This is a genomic window from Nitrosospira sp. CT (assembly GCF_059489795.1).
Genome location: NZ_JCAHZJ010000024.1, coordinates 1 through 22,789, shown reverse-complemented (window position 1 = coordinate 22,789; position 22,789 = coordinate 1). Strand labels below are relative to the sequence as shown.

Genomic DNA, 22,789 nt, shown 5'->3' with positions numbered 1-22,789 from the left:
ATCTATACTTTCATTACATCCTATTAATCAGGAGTTCGACATGAAAAGAATTCTCGGTATTTATAATGCACCTCGTTCCCATTGGGTGGGAGACGGCTTCCCCGTGCGTTCCATGTTCTCGTACCAAAGTCACGGCAAGCAACTCAGTCCTTTCCTGTTGCTCGATTATGCAGGGCCAGCCGATTTTTCACCTGCTGACAGGCCTCGCGGTGTGGGCAAGCATCCTCACCGCGGTTTTGAGACAGTCACCATCGTTTACAAAGGTGAGGTGGCGCACCGCGACTCGACCGGACAAGGGGGAACTATCGGTCCAGGTGATGTGCAGTGGATGACGGCGGGCGGAGGCATCCTGCATGAGGAGTTTCATTCCCCAGCATTCACTGAATCCGGCGGCATACTGGAAATGGTACAGTTGTGGGTGAATCTGCCAGCCAGGGACAAAATGACTGCGCCCGGCTATCAAGCCATCCTCGACCGTGATATCCCAAGGGTAGTACTCCCTGGCGAGACGGGAACGGTTCGCGTAATTGCAGGCGAGTATGCCGGTCATGCAGGTCCAGCCAGAACCTTCACGCCAATGCACGTCTGGGACATGCGGCTGAAACAGGGGGGGATGACCAAATTGATACTTCCTGAAGGATGGAACGTGGCAGTGATTGTTCTGCATGGAACCGTGCTCGTAAATGACGAAACAATTGCTCGTGAGGCGCAGATGGTGGTGTTGGATCGGGCGGGTCAAGACCTCTCGATTGAAGCCAACAACGACGCTGTAGTATTGCTGCTAAGCGGCGAACCCATTGATGAGCCCATTGTTGGTCATGGCCCATTCGTGATGAACAGCCAGCAGGAAATTATCCAGGCCATGAATGATTTCAACAGTGGTCGCTTCGGGCAAATAACCCATTAGTTCCAGTTTGCTGTTTCCGGCGAAGCGACAGCTATTTTCAGTCAGGCAGGGATCATTCATTCCAATCGCATATTCCTGCGCGCGTCGCGTCAAATGATGCAGGATCGGGTGGAGCGGATAGCAGGAATTCGTTCCTTCTTTTAGCTATCACAATGAACGAAAGGAAAAACATGACTCTTAGACTTCACATCATTATCTGCAGTACCCGGCCGGGCCGGGTGGGACCCTCCGTTGCCAGATGGTTTCATGAATTTGCCGTACAGCACGGAAAATTTGAGGCGGTGCTGGTCGATCTGGAGGAATTCAATCTGCCGGTATATGATGAGCCCGAACATCCGGTTCGTCAGCACTACCAGCATGAGCATACGAAGAAGTGGGCGGCCAGTGTGGAGGCGGCAGATGCCTATATATTTGTGACGCCGGAATATAATTTCGGGTCCCCACCTTCTCTCCTGAATGCGCTCAACTACGTTTACAAGGAATGGAATTATAAGCCTGCGGCACTGGTAAGCTACGGTGGAGTCTCAGGTGGCATGCGCGCAGCACTGGTTGAAAAACTTACTCTTACGACACTGAAAGTGATGCCTATGATGGAGGCGGTTGCGATCCAGAATGTGTCGGCACATCTGGACGATGTCGAGAATTTTGTGCCGAACGAACATCATATAAGTTCGGGTACATCGCTGCTCAATGAACTACATAAGTGGGCAGTGGCGTTGAAAACAATGCGACAATGACTTTAACCCTGGCTTGTCGTCGTCAACCTCATTATCACCCTTGAAATGCCCCGGATTGGCGCCTTGCTCTCGTTATCCCGTGAACACCATACATCACTGGTAGTGGCGCGGGATGCGCGGCGTGCAGCCAGTACTGGCGACCCAGCCGCCTTATCCGCAGCTATCAAGCATATCGAGAGCCATTGGGCTACGCTTCTAGTCCGGCATTTCGAGGTGGAGGAACGGCTGCTGGAAACTCTGGGGAGCGCGTTCGATGCAGAAGTGGCAGCACGAATTCGCGCGGAACACAAAGAATTACGGGGATTGGCCTGCAATAGCTGCGAGCTTGACCCGATGGAGCGGTTGCGCCGATTCAGCGACCTTCTCGGTTCGCACGTGCGTTACGAGGAACGGTTTGTTTTTCCACAGCTGCAATCACATCCCGGCATTATCAATGCGGATGTATAGCTTGTGCGGCCGCTCAAGTTTTTCCAGAAAGCCTGTTAGTCAAAAGTCAAAAGGAGATGTATGCATTTTCCCGATTTCTATGAAAAAGCGCCTGTTGTACGCACTCGCGACCCATTTGCTGCCATGCTCGGCGCCGCTCGTGATGGCATGCTGGAATACTGTTATGTGGACGCTGTACGCCTTGCCGGACACTCCTGTCCTACAGTTGCGGGCGCGTTTCTGGTGGGGCGCGCAGCATTGGCTGCTCTGTACCCTGATGAGCCTGCCGAACGCGGCAATATTGCCGTGCACATGCCGGCGCCTGAGCACGAAGGGGTGACGGGTGTCATGGCGCAAGTACTGACTTTGCTCACAGGGGCTGCTTCCGACAATGGTTTTCATGGTATTCGGGGACAGTTCAGGCGCAAGGGTTTGCTCACTTTCGCGGAACAACGGGAAGGGGAGGCGATTACCTTCAAACGCCTCGATACGGGTGCGAGTGTAGCGGTTCATCTCAACGTTTCGCCGGTGCCGGCGGATCCCGCTCAGGGAGAGCGGTTGGCTGCCATCCTGGAGGGTCATGCAAACGACCTGCAGCGCGGGGCGTTTTCACAGGCATGGCAGGAACGTGTACGCCGCCTGCTATTGGAGTTTGCGGATGATCCCGATGTGATAAAAGAGTGAGGCCTGTATGACAGTTCTGCAATAGCATTTGGCACTCCAATCCGGATAGCAAAGGAAAATGCTGACAAAAGTCTGGGTTTATGTTGCTACCGTGAGCTACCGCACAATGTTTCGTGCCCATTTATGCGATGTTTGGGAGCAATAATATTCCCAACAGAGTTCGATCATGAAAGAAACGGTCAGCGATTTCCTGGTTCGGCGTTTGTCCGAATGGGGGGTAAAACGTATCTTTGGCCTTCCTGGCGACGGCATCAACGGCATTATGGGGGCAATCAATCGAGTTTCAGATAAGCTCGAATTTATCCAGGTCAGGCATGAAGAGATGTCGGCGTTCATGGCATGCGCACACGCCAAGTTCACAGGGGAGGTGGGCGTTTGTCTGGCCACCTCGGGCCCAGGAGCCATCCACCTGCTTAACGGTTTATATGATGCCAAGCTCGATCATCAGCCAGTGGTGGCGATAGTGGGTCAGCAGAAACGTACCGCTCTGGGGGGCAGCTACCAGCAGGAAGTCGAGCTTGTTTCGCTCTTCAAGGATGTGGCGCATGAGTATGTTCATATTGTGACAACGCCAGGGCAAGCGCGCCACGTGCTCGATCGGGCTATGCGTATTGCAAAGGCCGAGCATAACGTATGCTGCGTTATTGTTCCCAATGACATCCAGGACATGGAGTTTGTGAAACCCCCTCACGAACATGGCACGATTTATTCGGGAGTAGGATATCGGCCTCCGCATGTGGTTCCAGAGATTGAGGACCTGCAACGGGCCGCGGATGTGCTGAACGATGGATCGAAGGTGGCGATTCTGGTTGGCGCGGGAGCATTGAATGCAACAAGTGAAATTCTCCAGGTGGCTGATCTGCTCGGTGCGGGAATTGCCAAGGCTCTACTGGGAAAAACTGTGGTCCCTGACGATCTGCCTTATGTGACAGGGACGATCGGCATGCTAGGCACAAAGCCGAGCTACAGCATGATGACGGAGTGTGACACGCTCCTGATGATCGGTTCCAGCTTTCCCTATTCCGAATTTCTGCCTGAGGAGGGGCAGGCGCGCGGTGTCCAGATCGATATCGATGGACGAATGATGAGCATGCGGTACCCGATGGAGGTAAACCTCGTCGGGAATAGTGGGGATACGCTAAAGCTGTTGATACCGTTACTCAAAAGGAAGGAAGACCGTACGTGGCGCAATCGTATCGAGAGCAATGTCGACGAGTGGTGGAAGAAAATCGAGGCAAGAGCGATGGAGCCGGCAAACCCCATCAATCCCCAGCGCGTATTCTATGAGTTATCGCCACGGCTTCCGGATAATTGCATTCTCACAGGCGATTCGGGTTCTTCAACTTTCTGGTATGCGCGAGATATTCGAATCCGTAAAGGCATGATGGCTTCGCTCTCTGGCGGTCTTGCTACGATGGGCTCAGCGGTGCCCTATGCGATCGCGGCTAAATTTGCGTACCCTGACAGGGTGGTAATAGCCGTGACAGGAGATGGCGCCATGCAAATGAATGGCATGAACGAGCTCATTACCATCGTCAAATACTGGCGGCATTGGAGCGATCCACGGTTAGTGGTACTGGTTTTGAATAATCGCGATCTGAACCTGGTAACCTGGGAACAGAGGGCCACTGAGGGTGATCCGAAATTCGATGCCGCTCAGGATCTTCCGGATGTCCCATACGCAAGTTATGCAAAACTGATTGGTCTGCACGGTATACGCCTCGACCGCCCGGAAAATATCGCCAGCGCGTGGGATTATGCCTTGACCGCAGATCGGCCGGTAGTGCTCGAGGCATGTACCGATCCGAACGTGCCACCGTTGCCACCCCATGTCACTTTCAAACAGGCGAGAGCCTATGCCTCGGCAATTATGCAAGGTGATTCAGACTCGAGGGAAATCTTCAGGGAGACAGTAAAGCAGATTTTTGCCTGAGCAATTTCGTATGCTGGGGCAGCACGCGATAATAAGCTCACCATTCCAGTTTGGGGTGAATTTGTAGTTGAAAACTCGACGCACTGCTTCGCTTTCGAATAGAGCCGTCCGGATGGTAAGCCCATTCACCGTTCCGTCCCCGTAACGATTGCGCACACGATTTAGCACACACCCTTTGATGGACAGGTCGGCTGCAAAGAGATAGTCATTGAGTGCTGCTATCGTGTTAAATCATTGATGCTCCCCTTGTTGTCGCGTAGGTGGCGTTCTACGAGGCAAAATTGTGTTATGACTTTTCTGGGGTGGAAGCTCGCCATTTATCGTGTAGGTAGGGCATGGTCCTGAATACCCCGGTATGGAGGGAGATCGCGTTGAGGTGATCTTGATTACTCGTTGGGCACCTGTTCCTGCCGCTGCTTCCGCAACTGCATCTCTGTTCAGATTTGGGGGATTACAAATGATATAGCCGTTGAATCTGTGAAGAGGTGTCCCGGGCGGCATGTAGCTGCCGGGGTATTGAAAGCGGGATACCGGATCAATATAAGGCTGCATGGGCAGCACAATGACTGGCCGGCCAAACAAATGCGTGTTGAGCGGAGTGCCACCATGAGCTTGTGCGAATACGCCAGGCTGATTTACAGGTGTTGGGGAATAAAAGGACGGGTAAAAAGAGCTGCCAAGGACACTTGGCGTCAATTCCGCTGTGGGTTCGGCTACCAGAACAGTGCCTTCTGGCGCACCCATCTCTCCCGACCCCAACTCTTGTGCTGTTGCGCTATTTGAATATGGCAGACCAAATATAAGAAGCGTTAAGAGTTTTTTTATCACAGAATTTCGCTTAAAAAGTATGGATAAAGCTTTGGAAGCAGGAGATAGGATGGTATTTGTGGACGACCCAACAACCTTTAATTTATAACCCTGACGGGAGAAAAATCAATTTTGCTGTGATTGGATAATTCAGGGAAAAAATCCCTTTCTCTTAAAGGTCAAGTTGAGGGCAACAAATAGCTTGACAATAGCCGGTAACGGTGTATAATTCGCCACCATATTGTGGATTGTCGTGCACGATCACAAAACTAAAAACTCCGCTGTAGCGGTTGTACATCCACCCGTCTAGTGCGGGTTTTTTATTGCCCGCTTTTTAAGCGGGTTTTTTATTGTCTGTTGAAGCCTGATACCTACGCATAGTATCAAATAAGAAAGATCGGCAAGTAAGCTATTTTTTACTTGTAATAGCAGAGGTAATAAAACTTTGGCGGAAGATAAAAATGTTTGCAAGAAACTGTACCTTCTATGGTGTCAGAAAATAATTGAACCGGTGTGCGATGCCTGCTTAGCATCTTACAGCTTCGTTATTGATATCAGAAGACGGAACTGAACAGTCGATAGACGCGGTGCTTCGATAAACATCCCTTAAGTCTCGTTCATCATCTGTCTCGTTCATCACCTCGATCCTGCAACTCAGATCGAAGCGAATGGAAGACAAAGGATGGAGGGCAGCTCTAGATCAGCTGTTCCCACGTTCAGTTAATTCTAAGCCCGTATCCGGTATTTGCAGTAATAGCCAACCCGCCTCGAGCGGGTTTTTTTATGTCCGCTTCTCGCGGGTTTTTCGAGGCAACAACACAAATGTTTACGAGAAAATGATTACGGCAATCAAATCAATGATTGGTGCCATCAAGCCAGTAATTGAGGCAATCAGACCAAGGATTACAGCAATCCTGGTTGCCATTTTTGCAGCCCTTGCTTTTACCGGTGGATACTTTGTCAGTGATTGGCGATCTGAATCGCAGATGCAGCGCTTGAGTTCGCAGAATGCAGTATTGTCGGCGGCAAATGAAAAGTGTGCATTGGATATCCAGTCGGTGAGGACAGCGATGAGTACGTTGACAGAAGTGGCGGCTGAGAGAGAAAAAAATGCAGCCGAGGCAATGCGTCATGCGACTGCTGCTGCGGCAAAGCACATAAGCCATGCAAAGAAAATACGCACCCTTCCATCAGTAGCACCCGAGCATCAGTATGAGGCAATCACGAGAGAGCAGATAGAGTATGTGCAGAGCCGCCATCAGACCGATTAGATTCAACTCCGTGTATCCCCATAGCGCCTCCTCGCGATTCAATCGCTGCTTGCTAGCCCACTTGGCGCTGGTTTTTGCGACCTTATTGGCCGGTTGTGCGGGGAAGCCGGTGATTCAGACTCAGGTGATCGAGAAACCTGTTGCTGTCCCTTGTCTCGTTGATACTCCATCCGAGTGCAAGTCGGCCTATGCGATTGATCGCGTGTCAATCAAGGACGACCCTCTAACGATCAATAGAGCGCTGCGTACGGAAATAGAAGAAAGATCGGCATGTGAGGTCAAATTACTTGCTGCATTGAGAGGATGCAAGAAGGGTATGAGGAGCCTGTAAAAGGAAATGGAAAGGGAAGCGCTGATAAAGCCGGACATGTGGAAATTCGAGAGTGAAATATCCAGCGAGGAAACAGAAAAGGGTGCAATAAGCGTAGAGCCTGCGAGTCCGAAAAAGAGCAGTCGAGCCATAAAGAAGCGTGAGGTAGTTGACGCGATCTTTGCTGGCATTTCACTTGGAAAGTCGGCTCGTGCAATGTGCGTGGAGGTTGGCATCAGTCAGAGGGTTTTATGGAACTGGCTAGCGAGTGACGAAGAACTTATGCGCCAATATCAACGTGCCAAGGAGCTTTGCGTGGATGCCTACGCGGAGGAAATCATCGAAATTTCGGACGAGGGATCAAGAGATACGTATGTCGATGAGAAGGGGCGGGAGGTCATAAACCGGGAGGTTATTGCGCGCGCGCAATTGCGCATCGATGCACGCAAGTGGTATGCCGCACGACTGGCACCAAGGAAATATGGCGACAAATTACCTGTCACACACGAAGGCGGCGATGCCAAGAAATCCGTAGTGCATAATATCGCGATAGCCTTTGTCGCTCCGGAAGACGGGGTCGACAAGCTAAACATGTCGTCTTAAAAAACTGGTCGGAAGCTATGACTTTCCATAGAGCTGAATTCCCCGTAAAGCTCAAATTTTTATTTGAACCTGCGCGATACAAGGTTTTATATGGGGGGAGGGGAGGGGCGAAATGCCTTGGCCTTGGAACGCCTGTCTTGATGTTCGATGGAACAATCAAGGCTGTGGAGGAGGTTGCGGTTGGGGATCTGGTAATGGGGCCTGATTCAACCCCAAGAACGGTTATCTCCACGATTCGTGGAGAGTCTGAACTTTTTAGAGTTTCTCAGACTTCCGCCATGACATACGTTGTTAATGATGAGCATATCCTTTCCCTCAGAAAATCGAAATCAAGTTCGATGGATACGGGCGGCACGATGCCAAGTGGAAACCTCAGAAGGCCAAGAGGCAGATATCCAGATTGGCCCGATGTGACAAACATCCGAATTGTGGATTACATAGCGCAATCGAAGCGCTGGAAAGATCACTTTCGCGGATATAAGGCTGGCCTGATTCAATTTGATCAGCGTCCAGTTCCAGTTAATCCTTATCTACTCGGTGTGTGGCTTGGCGACGGTCTTCATCGTAAGTTGATGATTACGTCTGCCGATGAAGAAATTATTGAATGGATGCGCGAGTTTTGCGTTGAGAATGATCTGATTTTTACCAAAGGCGGCAAGAAAGGAAATCTTGCTTCTGATTACAGGCTGGGCAGGAACCCAGCAAACGGGCGAGAAAATCCAGTATGGCGTGGGTTTAAAGAACTTGGTGTCGTATCGAACAAGCATATTCCGCAAATCTATCTATCAAACAGCGAAGAGATCAGGCTTCAAGTGCTTGCTGGGCTGATTGATACTGATGGATCAATGAAAAAAAACGGTTACGCGATAGCGCTTGCAAACGAGAGGCTTGCTAATGAAATAAAGCTCTTAGCCGATACGCTTGGTTTCCGTACTTCAATTTCCAAAAATAGAACAGTATGTACAAATAATGGGGTGCACGGAGTTGCTTGGAGAGTTGGAATCAATGGGGATTGCTGGAAGATTCCATGCAAAGTAAAGCGAAAGCAGATAAGGAAAGAAGACTACAAGCCGAATAAGGACAAGATGCTGTCCTATTTCAGTGTAGAGAGCATAGGTGCTGGCCCTTACGCCGGGTTTTCTATAGATGGCGATCACTTGTTTTGCCTTGCTGATGGCACTGTGACACATAACTCGTGGGGTGTTGGCAGGGCATTATTGATTCAGGCGGCTGCAACCCCATTGCGCATCTTGTGTGCGAGAGAATTTCAGAATTCTATCGTCGAATCTGTGCATCATTTATTGAAAGCTCAGATAGAGGCCATCGGTTTAAGCTCATTTTACGAAGTGCAAAACAACGTTATCCGGGGAGCAAACGGTTCCGAGTTCATCTTTGCCGGTCTGCATAGCAATGTAACCAGGATCAAGTCGTTCGAGGGTGTGGACAGGGTCTGGGTGGAAGAAGCACAGACAGTGAGCAAGACAAGTTGGGATACGCTTATTCCGACTATTCGTAAAGAGGGGTCGGAAATCTGGGTGACTTACAACCCTGAGCTCAATACTGATGAGACTCATCAGCGGTTTGCAGTCAATCCCCCTGTTGGCGCTGTCGTAGTAAAAATCAATTGGAATGACAACCCATGGTTTCCGGAGACCCTGCGACGGGAAAAGGATGAACTGAAAGCGCGTGACCCGGATGCTTACCAGAACGTATGGGAAGGGAATTGTAGGGTAACGTTGGACGGAGCGGTTTATGCGAAGGAGCTGCGATTGGCACAGGAAGAAGGAAGGATACGGAGTGTGCCATATGATGAGGCAAAGCCGGTACACACCTTCTTTGATCTCGGCTGGGCCGACAACACCAGCATCTGGTTTGCGCAGACCGTTGGTAACGAACTCAGGTTGATCGATTACTACAGTAATAGTCAGATGCCAATTCAGCATTATATCGGAGTGCTGCAAAACAAAGGGTATATGTACAGTACAGATTGGTTACCACACGATGCCAGGGCTCGAACGTTGGCAACCGGACGTAGCGTGGAGGAAATTATGCTTGCAGCGGGGCGACAAGTAAGAATTGTGCCAAATCTCTCCATTCATGATGGTATCAACGCGGCGAGAACTATCTTTCCACGTTGCTATTTTGATGAGCTGAATTGTGCAGAAGGCCTGCAAAGCCTGAGGCATTATCGATTTGATGTCGATCCCGATTCCGGTCAATTCAGCGCAAGACCCTTACATGATTATCACAGCCATGCAGCCGATGCCTTTCGCTATTTTGCTGTGGCAATCGAGGAGGATAAACCGGCTGTGAGTGCGCGAGGCATTAATATGAAAGGTTGGCGGGCATGACTGAGGCAGGTGTTACGGCAGATATTTCGATTGAAGCTTACGACAAAATATGCCGCGATATTCGGGATCAACCGAAGTGGCGAGCGGACTCGGACACGGACTGTGATTATTACGACGGCGCGCAGACCAGCGCGGAGGTGATCGAGCGGCTGAAGATGGCAGGTATTCCTCCCCAGGACTCCAATCTGATCAAGCCGACGATCAATGCAGTATTGGGGTTGGAAGCGCGTAGCCGAACGGATTACAGGGTGACGGCGGATGATGAGAGCCAGGCAGAGATTGCGGAAGGTCTTTCCGCAAAAATCAAGGAGGCCGAGACCGAGTCACGGGCAGACCGGGCCATGTCAGATGCGTATTCCAGCATGATCCGTGCAGGTATCGGGTGGGTGGAAATATCCCGGGAATTTGATGCGCTCAAATATCCGTATCGTGTCCGGGAGGTGCATCGTAACGAAATTTACTGGGACTGGAGTTCAAGAGAGCCGGATCTGTCCGATGCTCGATATTTGCGACGCGATAAGTGGATAGACCAGCTTCAGGCTGCACTTATGTTCCCGGACAGGGCGGAAATCATTGCAAATAGCTGGAAGGGGTGGAATGGCACGGATGTATATGAAGGTTATGACAACAGCCTGGCGAGAGCCTATGAAATCGAGCAGGCATGGAGTCGCAACCAGGAAGATTACCTGAACCGAAACTCGGGTATGGTCAGGCTTTCCGAATTATGGTATCGGCATTTCGAGGATGCATACGTCCTAGTATTGCCTGATGGGAAGGTGATCGAATACAGCGAGGATAATCCATATCATCAGGCAGCGGTTGCCCAAGGTCTCGTGCAGGTCCAGAAGTCGGTTCTCACCAGGATGCGGGTTTCAATCTGGCTGGGGCCGCATAAACTCATGGACGTTCCGAGCCCATTACCTCATTCAGATTTTCCATACGTTCCATTCTGGTGCTTTCGCAAGGATAGGAGTCGGGCTCCCTATGGATTGATTCGTGACATGCGGGGACCCCAGGATCAGATAATCGATCTGGATATTCTTCTCTACGAAGTCCTCAATTCAGTAAAAGTTGAAGTGGACAATGATGCGCTCGATCTCAGCCAGAATTCTTATCAGGAGGTTGCCAATAATATAAGCAGTCTGCGCTCGATGACCATCCTCAACTCTCAGCGAAGGAATTCCAGCGGCTTCAGGGTGATACGTGAGCATCAGCTTGCCGCCCAAGTGTTTCAGCTCGTGCAGGAACGCAAGCGCAGAATCGAAGAAGTGGGGGGAATCTATCGTACTATGCTGGGAGCACATACCTCAGCAAGTAGCGGTGTGGCGATCAACAGTCTGGTGGAGCAGGGTTCGACCGTGTTGGCGGAGCCCAATGATAATTTTCGCCATGCTCGCCGACTTGTTGGCCAGCAACTTCTTGCGCTGATCAAGGAGGATATGTTGGGCAGTCAGAAGGTCGTCACAATCAGACAAGGCGCAAAGCAAAAACTCATCTATTTTAATCATTCGGTGATGACTCCCGGTGGCCCGATCGTAGAGAACGACATTGCCACGGCTCAGGTTAAGGTTGTACTGGAAGATGTCCCCGCCACACCCAGCTTCCGGGCACAACAGTTGCAAGCATTCAGCCAGATTGTGCAAGCAGCACCACCCATGTATCAGGCGATTTTATACCCTGTAATGTTGGAGTTATCTGACTTACCTAACCGGCATGAACTGGCGGATCGCCTGCGCAAGCTCAGCGGCGGAGGAGGGCTCGATTAAGGGGCTGAGCAAACACGGCAGCAAAAGTCGGTGTTTTCGTTCAGCGCAATGCGCTTCGCTTATTGCCTACCAGGGGCCACGGACCACATAATCTACGCATAATCAAAATGAGCCGCTAGTATCCTGAGTTAGAAGTTCATTGAACAAATTGCTCATTTGCTGATCTCTGCCGATCTGTTGTTGATTCTGACGACTGCGCACCGGCAAAACCAGCTTGCCGAGGCACTCAAGCATTTCGTCAATCCGTATCGGTTGTTGATCATCGATGAGATCGGCTATTTGCCAATGAGCCAGGAACAGGCCAACCTGTTCTTCCAGGCGATGCCAAGTGCCATGAAAAAGGCAGCATGATCTTGACGAGCAATCTGCCGTTTGGGCAGTGGATCAAACCTTCGCCGGGGATGCCACGCTCACGGCCGCCATGCTAGATCGACTGCTGCATCACGCTCATGTGGCCTAGATTCAGGGAGAAAGCTTCCGTTTACGCGACAAGTGCCGCACCGGGCTGCTGGCCCGAAACAAACCCATCGAAAAGGAGGATATGCAATTGTAAAAAATTATCAGTAACACCAATAACACGACAAAGGGGTGTATCAAATTTCAATTATCGATAACGAAAAAACTGTATCAGTTTTAAATTGCCGTCGACACGGGCGTGGTGGAACCGGAAGGCTGCGCATATGGATCGGGTGTATCCGAAGCGTTGGTTTGATCAACTGGGGCTGGTTTCGCTACTCGATACAGTGCAGCGCTTTCAGTGTGTTTCACCGTATGCGGAGCCCCACGTATGGTGGGGTGGGGGCGGACGGCGAGAGTAATCTCCCCTCCAACCCGATTTGGAGGTATTAAAATGATTCGTCTTTTACGTGACACAACTATTGGTGGAATCCGCCATGGAATGGGTAGTCTCTTAAACCTCGACCCATCAATTGAACTGTATTTGCTGGCGAATGGCGATGCGGACCGTGGAACCGGAGTATTTTCGAGAGATCAAAACGGCAATATTGTTGGATTGACCGGTGATGGGGACGCAGGCATTCCCCTTGCGCTTTCGTATACCTGGAATACTCGCCCGAATGCATTCATCACCCCCGCCGGAACAGTAATCAATATACGGGATGTCGGGGGAGAAGCGGGATCGCTCTGGAAGGCCACCCCAGCGGGATGGGTTCCGCTCAATGGCTCGGTCAAGCTAGCATCTAAGTGGGGTTCTGTCACCTCTCCTGCTGCAAGCATTACAGGATCGACCGGAGCATTATTCATCGTAAATGGTGGTGCTGGATCGTCAGTTGTTCCCGCGACAATGCTGATACCTGGCCGTAGTTTGTTGCGAGTAGCAGCATTGTTTCACCGGCGCGGCGCAAATGGGACCGCCATAGCTAGGATTTATCTGGGTATAACGGGAACTACTGCAGACGCTACTGCTTTTAGCCTTAATTTTAACGGCGACTTACAGCAAACCAGAACCGACCTGGAGATAGGGACGGCAACTTCCAGTTCCCTGACATCTACATTCTGGCTGGCTCCAGGCGCTAGTGCGGCAAGCGCATTTTCAACCATGACTGCCAATATCAACACGGATGCTGCAATGAAATTGTCGATAGGCATTGCTTCCGCGAATGCGCTTGATTCTTTTGACTTGATCGGGTACTCAGTAGTACTGGAATCGCAATGAGTCTTTTGCTTGGCGTCAATCTTTCGCCCATAACCCCATTTCCTGTCGGGCACGAGAACTGGATGTTACCAGAAAGCTATAACGCGAACTTAAACAGCTCTTACTACCATCAGTGCGTGATGGATACAGACGGGATACTGTATACCGTCCACTGGAGAGACCTCGAAAGCGAGGCAGGCGTCTATAATTTTTCGGCTGTTATGTCCGCGCTAAATTTCGCCGCGACTAACGGAAAAAAAATGATTATAAGGGTGTTTTATAAGAGCTATTCGGGCACGCAGCCAAAACCAATCCCTAGCTACATGCTGAACGACGAGATCACCTACGGTGGCTCCCCATCCCAAGGGGGAGTCAGGCCCAATGCATTCGGCGGGCATACACCGAGATTCGAGCATCCGGCAGTAATGGAGCGTTTCAAAGCGCTTATCACCAGCATGGCGGATAAGTTTGGCAACCATCCTGCCTTGCAAGGGATGGCACCAGATGAATCCGCATGGAGTTATGGCAGCCTTTGGGGAACTTTAGCAACGGCTGGTCTGACGGCAGCACAAGTCCGCTATGCACATAGAGAAAAATGTTTACATTTTCAAAGTTGTTTTCCTGGTAAAGAAATTTACCCATTTTATAACTATTGTGATGGAAGTACATCGGAACAGGTATTAGCGGAATTGGATTGGTCGATTGGTCAAGGGATGTGTGCGGGAATTACAGACACATTTCGTTTGCCACAAATGCTATCCGGCATCCAGCCAGTTGCAGGCGCTTATCCGATGGCAATGAAAACGCTTATGTGCGTCGACTACATGAGCACGGGAAATAATGATTCGAGCCTTACAGAAAGATACCTTGAAAACGCGCGTACCGCTGCAGTGTACGGTGCCAACATCACAGCCTGGTATGCAAGGGGCGGGGCTAGCAGCAACTATTGGGCAGCAATTAGAAATGCGATATCAATAATAGGTTAACGCTTCCATTTTCAGAAATGGCACAGGGTTTCGGTTGAGTGCCTGCTATGGACCCTAATTGAAAGCCGCTCTTGCGGCTTTTTATTGGTTTTCACTCATGTGAATACGCTAGTACCCCATTTCAGGGGATTTGAAGTGTTGATTTAGAACATCATTGGACTTGTTTAAGAATAGGCAATTGCTCACAGGGGACGAGTAGTTGAATCGATCGTGCCATGCCTGGCTGACGCCGGATGAAGCCATGTTGTTCAAGGGTATTGGAGCATGCTGTGAACACTGGGCGGCGTGGTACGAAAGAAACGTTCCATATCGCGCTCGGCTGGCGCCTTCCCATGAATAATGGTGTAGGCATAAATGAATGCCAGGTACTGGCCCTGCCGGGTGGTCCATCCGGAGGCATCGTCATGGCTCTACCGGCCGTTGGCACAGGCGCGCCTGGGGCCATGGAAAAATATGCCGCTTGAACCCTTCAAATCCGCTGAAATGAAGTACTAGGACAATATTGCAGTAGTAGTCTCCTGAAACCTCTGATCAATGCGCTTCTCGTGTTGCTCGGGGGTTTCTTTTTTGAACCCTGCTAAGGACAGGCCCGCTCACTGGGTTAAGTAGTTTGGAGAAAAAATGGAAGTGGATCAGCTTACGGATGAGCAAATCGCAAATCTTACACCGGAACAAATCGAGATATTGGAAAGCGACCCGGGCAAGCTTGCGGAAATTCTAGGCGGACAGGAAGTACCTGAGGAAGAAGGAACGGAGAAATCTAGCTCTGATGTGAAAGACGATGCGTTCAGCAAAGTGAGTGACGATGAAGGTGAAGATGAGCCTGTCGTTTTGAACAAGAGCGGCAAGGGAACTATTCCCTACAAGAAGCACAAGGAACTGCGGGTAGAGAACTCAGCGCTGCGCGAGCAGCTAAAGTCCACGCAAGGCAAACTCGACGAATTCCTGATGCGGAAAGAGGAAGCAAAGGAAGCAGAGCCCGTTGTGCTGGATGAAAAATTCAAGACGCACCTTGAGGCTCTGAAGGAAGAGATGCCTCAACTTCATCAGGTACTCAGTGCGCTGCTCGAGGGGAGTCGGAAGCAAGGCGAAAGGCTGGAGCAAACGCTGCGGGAACTGGAGCGTGAAAAGGAGGAATCCGAGCGCATAAGCCAGCAGAGTACTGCAGAGCAAGTCGCTGAGGCAAAAGACAATAACCCTGATCTCGTGAATTGGGAAAGTAATGACGCTGACGCCTGGGAAGAAGCGCTGAGGCAGGACGAAATTCTGAGAACCAATACGAAGTGGGCGGGAAAGCCTTATGCGGAACGTTTCCAGGAGGTTGTCCGGCGTGTTAGGGCGATTATGCCGGAAGCCTCCACTCCAAAAAAGAAGCCCGATCCGGGAATGATGAAAGCGGATGTGCAAGCCAAGCTTGAGGCAGCCCCGGTGAGGAAGCCTGTAACTCTATCGGATATTCAGGGTGGAGCAAATCCAGCCTCTGAACGTGAGCAGCTTGAGAATCTGAGCCCATTTGAACTTGCTCAGAAGCTGATGAAGATGCCCACGCATCAGGCGGCAGCCTTGAGAGCCGAACTTGATTAAGGATTATTGATTAAATGGCTGAAACAAACGTAGCAAGCGGAAGTTCACTGGCAGTCAAACATTATAGCGCGGCGCTCTTCGCCAACACGCTCAAAGGATCCACAGCGATTGACAGCCTTGTCGGTCCGGTCGAGCCTTCGGTAGCAATGCAGAAAATTGCCGGGCAGACAAATCCGGGCATGCCTGTTGTGCGTATCGATAATTTGATGAAGAGTGCTGGCGATGTCGTATCGCTCGATCTGGTCGATACCGTGGGTGGCGAACCGCTAATGGGCGATGTCAATCGTGAAGGACGGGGCAGTGCGCTTTCGTTTTCCTCGATGGAGATCAAAATCGATCTATCCAGTAAGGTCATCGATGCAGGTGGCAGCATGTCTCAGCAGCGAACCAAACATCAGTTGCGTGAAATTGCCCTGGCGCAGTTGTCAGGGTATTTCCCCCGTCTCGACGCCCAGGAAACACTGGTACATCTCGCTGGGGCGCGCGGATCGCAAACCGGTTCGGACTGGACAGTACCGCTTCAAAGCGCCCCAAACTTCGGTTCCATAATGGTGAACCCCGTGAAGGCGCCTACCTATAATCGCCATTTTGTAGTGAACGGCGCCAATCTGATCTCAGGAGGGCAGCAGTTGGGATCCATCGTTTCAACGGACGCCCTGCGCTTGTCGCATCTGGATCTGCTGCGGAAGAGGCTCGATGACATGGATCAGCCGCTGCAATCCGTCAAACTGGCAGGGGATCGGGCCGCGCAGACTTCCAAGATTTGGGTATTTCTCGCCACACCCAATCAGTACTCGCTCCTTTTGACCGAAGGTTCGTTACGTGCATTCCAGCAGAACGCCATCAATCGGGCGGCATATTTTGACGAGCGCCACCCGCTATTTGCCGGTGAGGTTGGAATGTGGAATGGCATTCTGGTGATCAAGAATGAGCGCGCGATCCGCTTTATGCCGGGAGAAAACACGAAGATAGTTACCGCAGCAAACGCGGCAACTGCAGCAGAAACCGATCAAGCTGTCAATGGAGCATTGACTGCCGGCTATGCGATCGAGCGCGGATTATTATTGGGCGCACAAGCACTGGGTGTCGCTTATGGCAAAACCAGGGTCAGCGGAATGCAGTTCGGATGGAAGGAGCATTGGTATAACTTTGAAAGTAACCTGGAAGTAATGGGTGAGAAGGTTTGTGGCAAAGCGAAAACCCGTTTCTCTATCGACGATGGAACAGGTTTCAAGGTACCCACCGACTTTGGTGTGATTGCGGTTGACTCGGTTGTACCACTTTAATCCATTTTAACCCGTTTGATACATGAAAGCGGGGCTTTAATGTTCTGCTTTCACCCATCACTTTTTCGAGAGATATAGATAAATGGCCACTTTTAGCGCACCAGATCTGAACAGCAAAGCGCTGCCCATGGGCAACTATGGCAACGCCGCGGTGGTTTATGGGACAGCAACGCCCTTATCCGGAGTAGTTGGAAGCATCTACCGTCCGGTCAGAATCCCGGCTGGCATGAGTGTTACAGCGTTACGGATAGTAAATGACGATATGGATACAGGCGGCACTACATTTGCTGTAAAAATCGGCTATACCCCAGTCGACTCCGGTCAAGGTCCTGTTGAAAATGATAGTTATTTTTCCACTGCCACCACAATTTTATCCGGCCCGGCTCTTACCGACCTGAGATTTCAACCCATCAAATTCGAAAAAGATGTGTACATCATCATGACGGTAACTGTACCGGCTACTGCGTTTGTTTCGGGCAATATCACTGCAATCGTTGCGGGCGAGGCGACAGGCGTCAAGTAAAAGCAAGCAGTAATCAGGAAGTCAAAGGCGGTTCCCAGAATCTCTGGGAATCGCCTTTTTATTGAGGATTTTATATGCCAAAAGTCAAATATATTGCCACCGGCATCAAGATTGACAGCATCAATGGCGTGGGGCTGCGCTGGGAACCGGATCAAGTGCGGAATGTAAGTGCTGAAGTTGCTGAGAGGCTGCTCGTCTACTCCGATACCTGGATGCGCGTCTACGATGAGACGCTGGATAACGTTGTGCCGATCGGGCTGGCTCAAGCAGAGAAACCGGTTGAAGAACCGCTGCCGGTGATCGACTTTCATTCCATGAGAAAAAAAGCTCTGCTTGAGTTTGCCGAGCGCAAATACAACGAACGGCTAGACAGGCGTCAAAACGAGGGAACCATACGGCATAAAGTGATTGCCCTGTTTTCCAAGAACGAGATGCCGGACTGATGTCATTCTCATATCAGTCAATCGTCGAGCTGGCTCGTATTCCGCTGAATGATGAAGACAAAACACGTTACTCGGATACTGTGTTGCTGTCCTTTGCCAATCAGGGGATGCTGCAGATTCTCAGACGGCGGCCGGATCTGTTCATAGGTGAGTTCAACAACCTGCCCGATGGGGAACGGGCCTTGGATGATGCTTTTCCGCTACCGCCTATATGCCTCCAGCCAGTAGCAGATTATGTCACGGCCAGAGCAGAAATGTCTGACGATGAGCATGTCAATTCCGGGCGTGCGGCTCTGTTCATGCAGTTGTTCGGCTCCGAGGCGCAGCCGTGAAATTCTGGAGCGATTTTTATGATCTGCTTATGCCAGACCTGCCCGGATGCCCAGCTGCTGCAGCCGACAGTGCATTGCGTCAATCCTCTATAGCGTTCTGTGAGCAATCCCTGGCCTGGCAAACCGAGCATCTGCCTGTCTTCGTAATGGGGGGCATTGCGGAATATGCCTACTCCCCCCCTGAAGGCGCGGCAGTTCATGCCATCATACATGCAGTGCTGGATGGAGAAGAAGTAGAGTCTTTTGCCTGCGAGAAGAACATCACGATCAAAAACTTGTGCCGACAAACTGGCAAGCCACGATATGTTCTTGGCGGTCCATTTTCGCTGACCCTGGTTCCAACTCCGGATAGTAACGGGATATTGACAATAACGGTCGCATTAAAACCCTCGGCCACCAGTACAGGGATTGATGGCGCGCTATTCCAGGAATACCGCGAAGCCATCATTCACGGCTCGATGGCGCGGCTGATGCTGTCACCCAAAAAGCCTTATACCGATATCCAGCTAGCCGCCTATCACCAACAGCAGTTCATTATCAAGACGGCGGCAGCGGGCGTGAGGGTGGCCAAAAGCTATGCCCGAGCGCCCCTCCAGACGGCAATCCTGAAACGAGGATAAAACATGGGACTCAAGTTCTCGAATTTTGGCAAGGCCATCATCAGTTCCGCTCCCAGTGGGACAACGGGATTGAGCTTCACAGTGGAGGCCGGAAAGGGCGTTCTCTTTCCATCGCCAGGCATCGGCGATTATTTCTATGGCATATTCAAGGATGCTTCCGGCAATCGGGAAATTGTGAAAATCGAGGCACGTACGACCGACAGCTTAATCATCGCGCAAGGAGGACGAGGACTGGACGGTACGGCTCCCCGTACCTGGGCAGCAGGCGATTACTTCGTTGCCGGTGTAACCAGCATCGCCTTGCAGGAATCCCTTGCAAATCCAAATCTCCAGGCGCTTGGCGCCCTGGAAACGTCAGCCGATAAGATGGCGTATTTCACGGGCCCGGGCACAGTCGCATTGGCGAATCTGAGCTCCTATATCCGGGGCTTGCTGGATGATGATAATGCGGCGGTTGCGAGAGCGACACTGGGCGCTGCGCCCGCCAGCCTCATTCCTCCCGGAACTGTTATGTCATTTTTTCAGGCGACGGCACCGACAGGCTGGACTCAGGTCACGACACACCATAATAAGGCACTGCGTGTTGTTGGAAGCACCGGTGGCGGTTCGGGCGGTTCAGTCGCCTTCACGTCAGCCTTCACGTCGCAGGCGGTTTCCGGCTGGAACAGCGCGACGACATTGACCTCGGCGCAGATACCGGCGCATACCCATAGTTTGAGTGTGTATGGAACATCAGGTGGAGGAGCCAACCCCAGCGGTGGAGGGGGGGGAGTTATTACCGGAATGCCAATTACGGATGCCGGCACAGGCGGCGGCGGCTCGCACAACCATATTTTTACCGGCACGGCCATCAACCTTGCCGTGCAATACATCGACATAATCATAGCGAGTAAGGATTGATGGAAATACGTACAGCGAATTGTCCCCTGGGAGCAAACTGTGAAGAGCTTAAGCTCGAAGACAGCAAACCTGTCCTCTATCGATGTCCATGGTATGTGCAGGTTCGTGGCGTAAATGTCAACACGGGACAGGAAACCGATTCATGGGGATGCGCTATAGGCTGGCTGCCCACACTGATGATCAACGCAGCCAACGAATCCCGCAAGGGCACCGCAGCTACAGAATCCTTCCGTAATGAGATGGTGAAGCACAGCGAGAAAACCCAACGAGTGCTGCTTGTGGCAGCGCACATGGCGAACAGGAAGGTCCAGGGTAACGGTTTATCGGAGCAGAGTGAGATATGCGAGTGACAATCATTCGGGACGACAGCGCGGTTGGAGTAGATGGCGTATTCAGGCGAATCGATTTGTCGTCGTTGAGGGCCAATGTGCGCGCTGTGCAGTGGAACGGTACAAGCGGTCATATAGAGTATGACGATACTGCAAATACGCTGTTCACAAACATAGCAGAGTTTCAGTCATTTGTGGATCTATGGAAAGCCGCGGCGTCAGAACAGATCACCTCGTTGACTGCACCGAGTCCGGATCAAATGAGAGCAGCGGCCCTGGCTCGTATTAACACTGCTTATCAGTCCAAGGTAAGGGAATTGACAGCAGTTTATCCAGAGGAAGAAGTGAAGAGCTGGGCGTTACAGGAAGCGGAAGCAAAGACATGGTTTTCGAATCCTCAAGCCCATACTCCCTGGCTGGATAGCGCTGCTGAGGCGCGAAGTATAAGTAAGGCAGATCTGGCAGCCAAAATTACCACCAAGGCTGCTGCATTTGCAGGGGTGCACGGTCAACTGACGGGCAAGAGGCAGAGATTACAGGACATGATTGCTGCCCTTGGCGATTTTCCCACCCCGCAGCAATTGGATGACATCAAATGGTAAACACATGATCGAAACTTTTTGAACAAGAGAGCAAGACGCGGCGTAGCCGCTTTTTTTTTTCGCCCGAACGGGCTTTTTTATTCAATACCCAGGAGGAATTATTGTGACCATGTTTCAACGCAAACGCATTAAAGCCATTCAGGAAGAGGTGGAAAGACAACATGCCGCAGTCGAAGGCCGCGCAGACGGTTTATTGGAAAAGTTGAAGGGGTCGAAATGGACGGCCGCAATATTGCTGGGTGCGGTCGTATTTGCAATCATGGTTTTGTGGAGTTTGTCCTGATCATGTCAGATGATATGTCAGATGATGACGGCGATCATAAGGTTGCGAGGAGGACAGAAAGGCGGCGCGGGCCGTCCACCTACACATTATCCTTCGGTGGAATTATTGCAGTGGCTGGCCTCGTTGCGTCGGGCGTAGCTACATACAACACACTGCAAAATGATATTGCGACCCTGAAACGGGGTGAGTTGTATCAGGAAAGAACCAATGAACGTCTTGATGATGAAATCAAGTCAATGAGAGCCGAGCAGCGTGAAACGTTGAAGGAATTCAACGACAAGCTTGACAGAATCATCGAGAAATGGACGAGAGGGAGAAAGCCATGAGGTATCTGCTGGGAGCTTTGTTTCTGGCGTCATGCACCATGCTTACGCCCCTGGTGACGAATGAACCACTGGCGCCGAACGAAACCGCAATGGAGTCACCTGTTTCAACTGTACAACCGCAAACGTCGATGAGCACTGCAGAAATTCCGAAGCCAAAGTCCAAGACAGCATCTCCCGTTTCGGAAATATCCTCCTGCGCCACACTGGATGCAGGCGATCTGAAGGAGACCATAAAGGCGAAGCTGGATTGCATTACAGAAAATGCTCCCTGACATAATGGGACACGAGGAATCGAAAGATGAGCAAGCCATTATATAGCCAAGGCAGGTCTGCTGTAGCGCTATTAGTGTTGGCGGCATCCACGCTGGTTGGGATCGCGGTGCACGAGGGGTATAAGGATGAGGCGTATATCCCCGTTCCCGGAGATGTGCCGACCATTGATTTCGGGCGCACCAAAGGCGTCAAGATGGGGGACAAGTCCAATCCTGTGCGCGGTTTGCAATACCTGCTTGACGAGGTTGAAAACGTCTATGCGGCGGGCGTAAAGCGGTGCGTCAAGGTTCCGCTATTCCAGCATGAGTATGAGGCCATGATAAGCATTTCTTACAATATAGGCGTTGGCGCATTTTGTAATAGCACTCTCGTTAAGAAGTTAAATGCTGGTGATTATGAAGGGGCTTGCAACGAATTTACAAAATGGGTTTATGTAAAAGGAAGAAAGGTTAACGGGTTGGTTAATAGAAGAGAGCAAGAAAAAAAACAGTGCTTAGGAGAGTTAAACTGATTCCCTAGTTTTATAATATCGGTATGACATAGGAGAATGCAATGCCGATATGTAGAACATGCAAGATTGTTTTTGACGGGGTGTATCGTAAGAAATATTGCAGTACAAAATGCCAGTTTCTATCTAAGGTTCCGTCTGGCTTGAGTGATAGCGAGTGCTGGAATTGGGGTGGGGGAAAGAGCACGGCAGGATATGGCGCGTTTAATACTGGAGAAAAAATTGTGACCCTACCCCGATAAACCGTACCATTTAAAAGTAGAATTTCCGGCATGATTTTTACCTTTTTGGAAAGGAGTCATGACGTGAAGAAAAGCAAATTTACCGAGCAGCAGATTGCGTTTG

25 protein-coding genes and 1 pseudogene are annotated in these 22,789 nt (G+C 50.9%); all 26 read left to right on the top strand.

The features are described from left to right. The first annotated feature begins 40 nt into the window (after positions 1-40). The gene (locus AC52W5_RS04135; protein ID WP_495670082.1) at positions 41-907 is read left to right on the top strand and encodes a pirin family protein; all 867 of its coding nucleotides are present in this window, start codon (positions 41-43) and stop codon (positions 905-907) included. Between the two features lie 170 nt (positions 908-1,077). Next, positions 1,078-1,644, top strand: a complete 567-nt coding sequence (locus AC52W5_RS04130) for an NADPH-dependent FMN reductase (protein WP_074975881.1) — start codon at positions 1,078-1,080, stop codon at positions 1,642-1,644. A gap of 63 nt (positions 1,645-1,707) precedes the next feature. After that, positions 1,708-2,091, top strand: coding sequence for a hemerythrin domain-containing protein (locus tag AC52W5_RS04125; protein WP_495670081.1), 384 nt, complete (start codon positions 1,708-1,710; stop codon positions 2,089-2,091). Between the two features lie 60 nt (positions 2,092-2,151). Beyond that, positions 2,152-2,754, top strand: coding sequence for a hypothetical protein (locus AC52W5_RS04120; RefSeq protein ID WP_495670080.1), 603 nt, complete (start codon positions 2,152-2,154; stop codon positions 2,752-2,754). Between the two features lie 166 nt (positions 2,755-2,920). Next, a complete protein-coding gene (locus AC52W5_RS04115) occupies positions 2,921-4,687 on the top strand; it encodes a thiamine pyrophosphate-requiring protein (RefSeq protein WP_495670079.1) in 1,767 nt (588 codons plus the stop codon). 1,475 nt (positions 4,688-6,162) lie between these two features. Further along, positions 6,163-6,765, top strand: coding sequence for a hypothetical protein (locus AC52W5_RS04110; protein ID WP_495670078.1), 603 nt, complete (start codon positions 6,163-6,165; stop codon positions 6,763-6,765). Positions 6,766-7,102: 337 nt separating this feature from the next. Then, positions 7,103-7,678: a terminase small subunit-like protein gene (locus AC52W5_RS04105; protein WP_495670077.1), complete on the top strand. Its 576-nt coding sequence runs from the start codon at positions 7,103-7,105 to the stop codon at positions 7,676-7,678. 17 nt (positions 7,679-7,695) lie between these two features. Further along, positions 7,696-10,029 (top strand): PBSX family phage terminase large subunit, encoded by a 2,334-nt coding sequence (locus AC52W5_RS04100; protein ID WP_495670076.1) that lies wholly within the window; start codon positions 7,696-7,698, stop codon positions 10,027-10,029. Further along, positions 10,026-11,795, top strand: a complete 1,770-nt coding sequence (locus tag AC52W5_RS04095) for a portal protein (RefSeq protein ID WP_495670075.1) — start codon at positions 10,026-10,028, stop codon at positions 11,793-11,795. Before AC52W5_RS04100 ends, AC52W5_RS04095 begins: the two co-directional genes overlap by 4 nt. Before the next feature lie 165 nt (positions 11,796-11,960). Next, positions 11,961-12,348 (top strand): annotated as a pseudogene (locus AC52W5_RS04090) (ATP-binding protein); the annotation flags it as partial. 297 nt (positions 12,349-12,645) lie between these two features. Next, on the top strand, positions 12,646-13,470 hold the full coding sequence (locus AC52W5_RS04085) for a hypothetical protein (RefSeq protein WP_495670074.1): 825 nt from the start codon (positions 12,646-12,648) through the stop codon (positions 13,468-13,470). After that, on the top strand, positions 13,467-14,435 hold the full coding sequence (locus AC52W5_RS04080) for a hypothetical protein (RefSeq protein ID WP_495670073.1): 969 nt from the start codon (positions 13,467-13,469) through the stop codon (positions 14,433-14,435). The genes AC52W5_RS04085 and AC52W5_RS04080 overlap by 4 nt, the downstream gene beginning before the upstream one ends. A 269-nt stretch (positions 14,436-14,704) precedes the next feature. Next, on the top strand, positions 14,705-14,899 hold the full coding sequence (locus tag AC52W5_RS04075) for a hypothetical protein (RefSeq protein WP_495670072.1): 195 nt from the start codon (positions 14,705-14,707) through the stop codon (positions 14,897-14,899). A 157-nt stretch (positions 14,900-15,056) separates the two neighbouring features. After that, positions 15,057-16,019, top strand: a complete 963-nt coding sequence (locus AC52W5_RS04070; RefSeq protein ID WP_495670071.1) for a hypothetical protein — start codon at positions 15,057-15,059, stop codon at positions 16,017-16,019. A gap of 14 nt (positions 16,020-16,033) precedes the next feature. After that, entirely contained in the window at positions 16,034-17,305 is a 1,272-nt protein-coding gene (locus AC52W5_RS04065; protein WP_495670070.1) for a phage capsid family protein, read from the top strand. A gap of 82 nt (positions 17,306-17,387) precedes the next feature. Then, positions 17,388-17,828 carry a hypothetical protein gene (locus AC52W5_RS04060; RefSeq protein WP_495670069.1) on the top strand — a complete coding sequence of 147 codons (441 nt, stop codon included), beginning with the start codon at positions 17,388-17,390 and terminating at the stop codon, positions 17,826-17,828. A gap of 74 nt (positions 17,829-17,902) precedes the next feature. After that, positions 17,903-18,271 (top strand): hypothetical protein, encoded by a 369-nt coding sequence (locus tag AC52W5_RS04055; RefSeq protein WP_074975871.1) that lies wholly within the window; start codon positions 17,903-17,905, stop codon positions 18,269-18,271. Beyond that, positions 18,271-18,603 (top strand): DUF6682 family protein, encoded by a 333-nt coding sequence (locus tag AC52W5_RS04050; RefSeq protein WP_074975872.1) that lies wholly within the window; start codon positions 18,271-18,273, stop codon positions 18,601-18,603. The genes AC52W5_RS04055 and AC52W5_RS04050 overlap by 1 nt, the downstream gene beginning before the upstream one ends. Beyond that, positions 18,600-19,223, top strand: a complete 624-nt coding sequence (locus AC52W5_RS04045; protein WP_495670068.1) for a phage adaptor protein — start codon at positions 18,600-18,602, stop codon at positions 19,221-19,223. Before AC52W5_RS04050 ends, AC52W5_RS04045 begins: the two co-directional genes overlap by 4 nt. 3 nt (positions 19,224-19,226) lie before the next feature. Then, entirely contained in the window at positions 19,227-20,123 is an 897-nt protein-coding gene (locus AC52W5_RS04040; protein ID WP_495670067.1) for a hypothetical protein, read from the top strand. Further along, entirely contained in the window at positions 20,123-20,473 is a 351-nt protein-coding gene (locus AC52W5_RS04035) for a hypothetical protein (protein ID WP_074975875.1), read from the top strand. The genes AC52W5_RS04040 and AC52W5_RS04035 overlap by 1 nt, the downstream gene beginning before the upstream one ends. Then, entirely contained in the window at positions 20,464-21,054 is a 591-nt protein-coding gene (locus AC52W5_RS04030; protein WP_081363689.1) for an HI_1402-related protein, read from the top strand. The genes AC52W5_RS04035 and AC52W5_RS04030 overlap by 10 nt, the downstream gene beginning before the upstream one ends. Before the next feature lie 109 nt (positions 21,055-21,163). Beyond that, complete coding sequence (locus AC52W5_RS04025) at positions 21,164-21,337, top strand: hypothetical protein (protein ID WP_177219780.1); 174 nt, start codon at positions 21,164-21,166, stop codon at positions 21,335-21,337. A 2-nt stretch (positions 21,338-21,339) separates the two neighbouring features. Continuing rightward, on the top strand, positions 21,340-21,663 hold the full coding sequence (locus AC52W5_RS04020) for a hypothetical protein (RefSeq protein ID WP_256210557.1): 324 nt from the start codon (positions 21,340-21,342) through the stop codon (positions 21,661-21,663). Beyond that, complete coding sequence (locus AC52W5_RS04015; protein WP_495670066.1) at positions 21,660-21,935, top strand: hypothetical protein; 276 nt, start codon at positions 21,660-21,662, stop codon at positions 21,933-21,935. Before AC52W5_RS04020 ends, AC52W5_RS04015 begins: the two co-directional genes overlap by 4 nt. Before the next feature lie 26 nt (positions 21,936-21,961). Next, positions 21,962-22,447 carry a lysozyme gene (locus AC52W5_RS04010; RefSeq protein WP_074975878.1) on the top strand — a complete coding sequence of 162 codons (486 nt, stop codon included), beginning with the start codon at positions 21,962-21,964 and terminating at the stop codon, positions 22,445-22,447. The last annotated feature ends 342 nt before the right edge of the window (positions 22,448-22,789 follow it).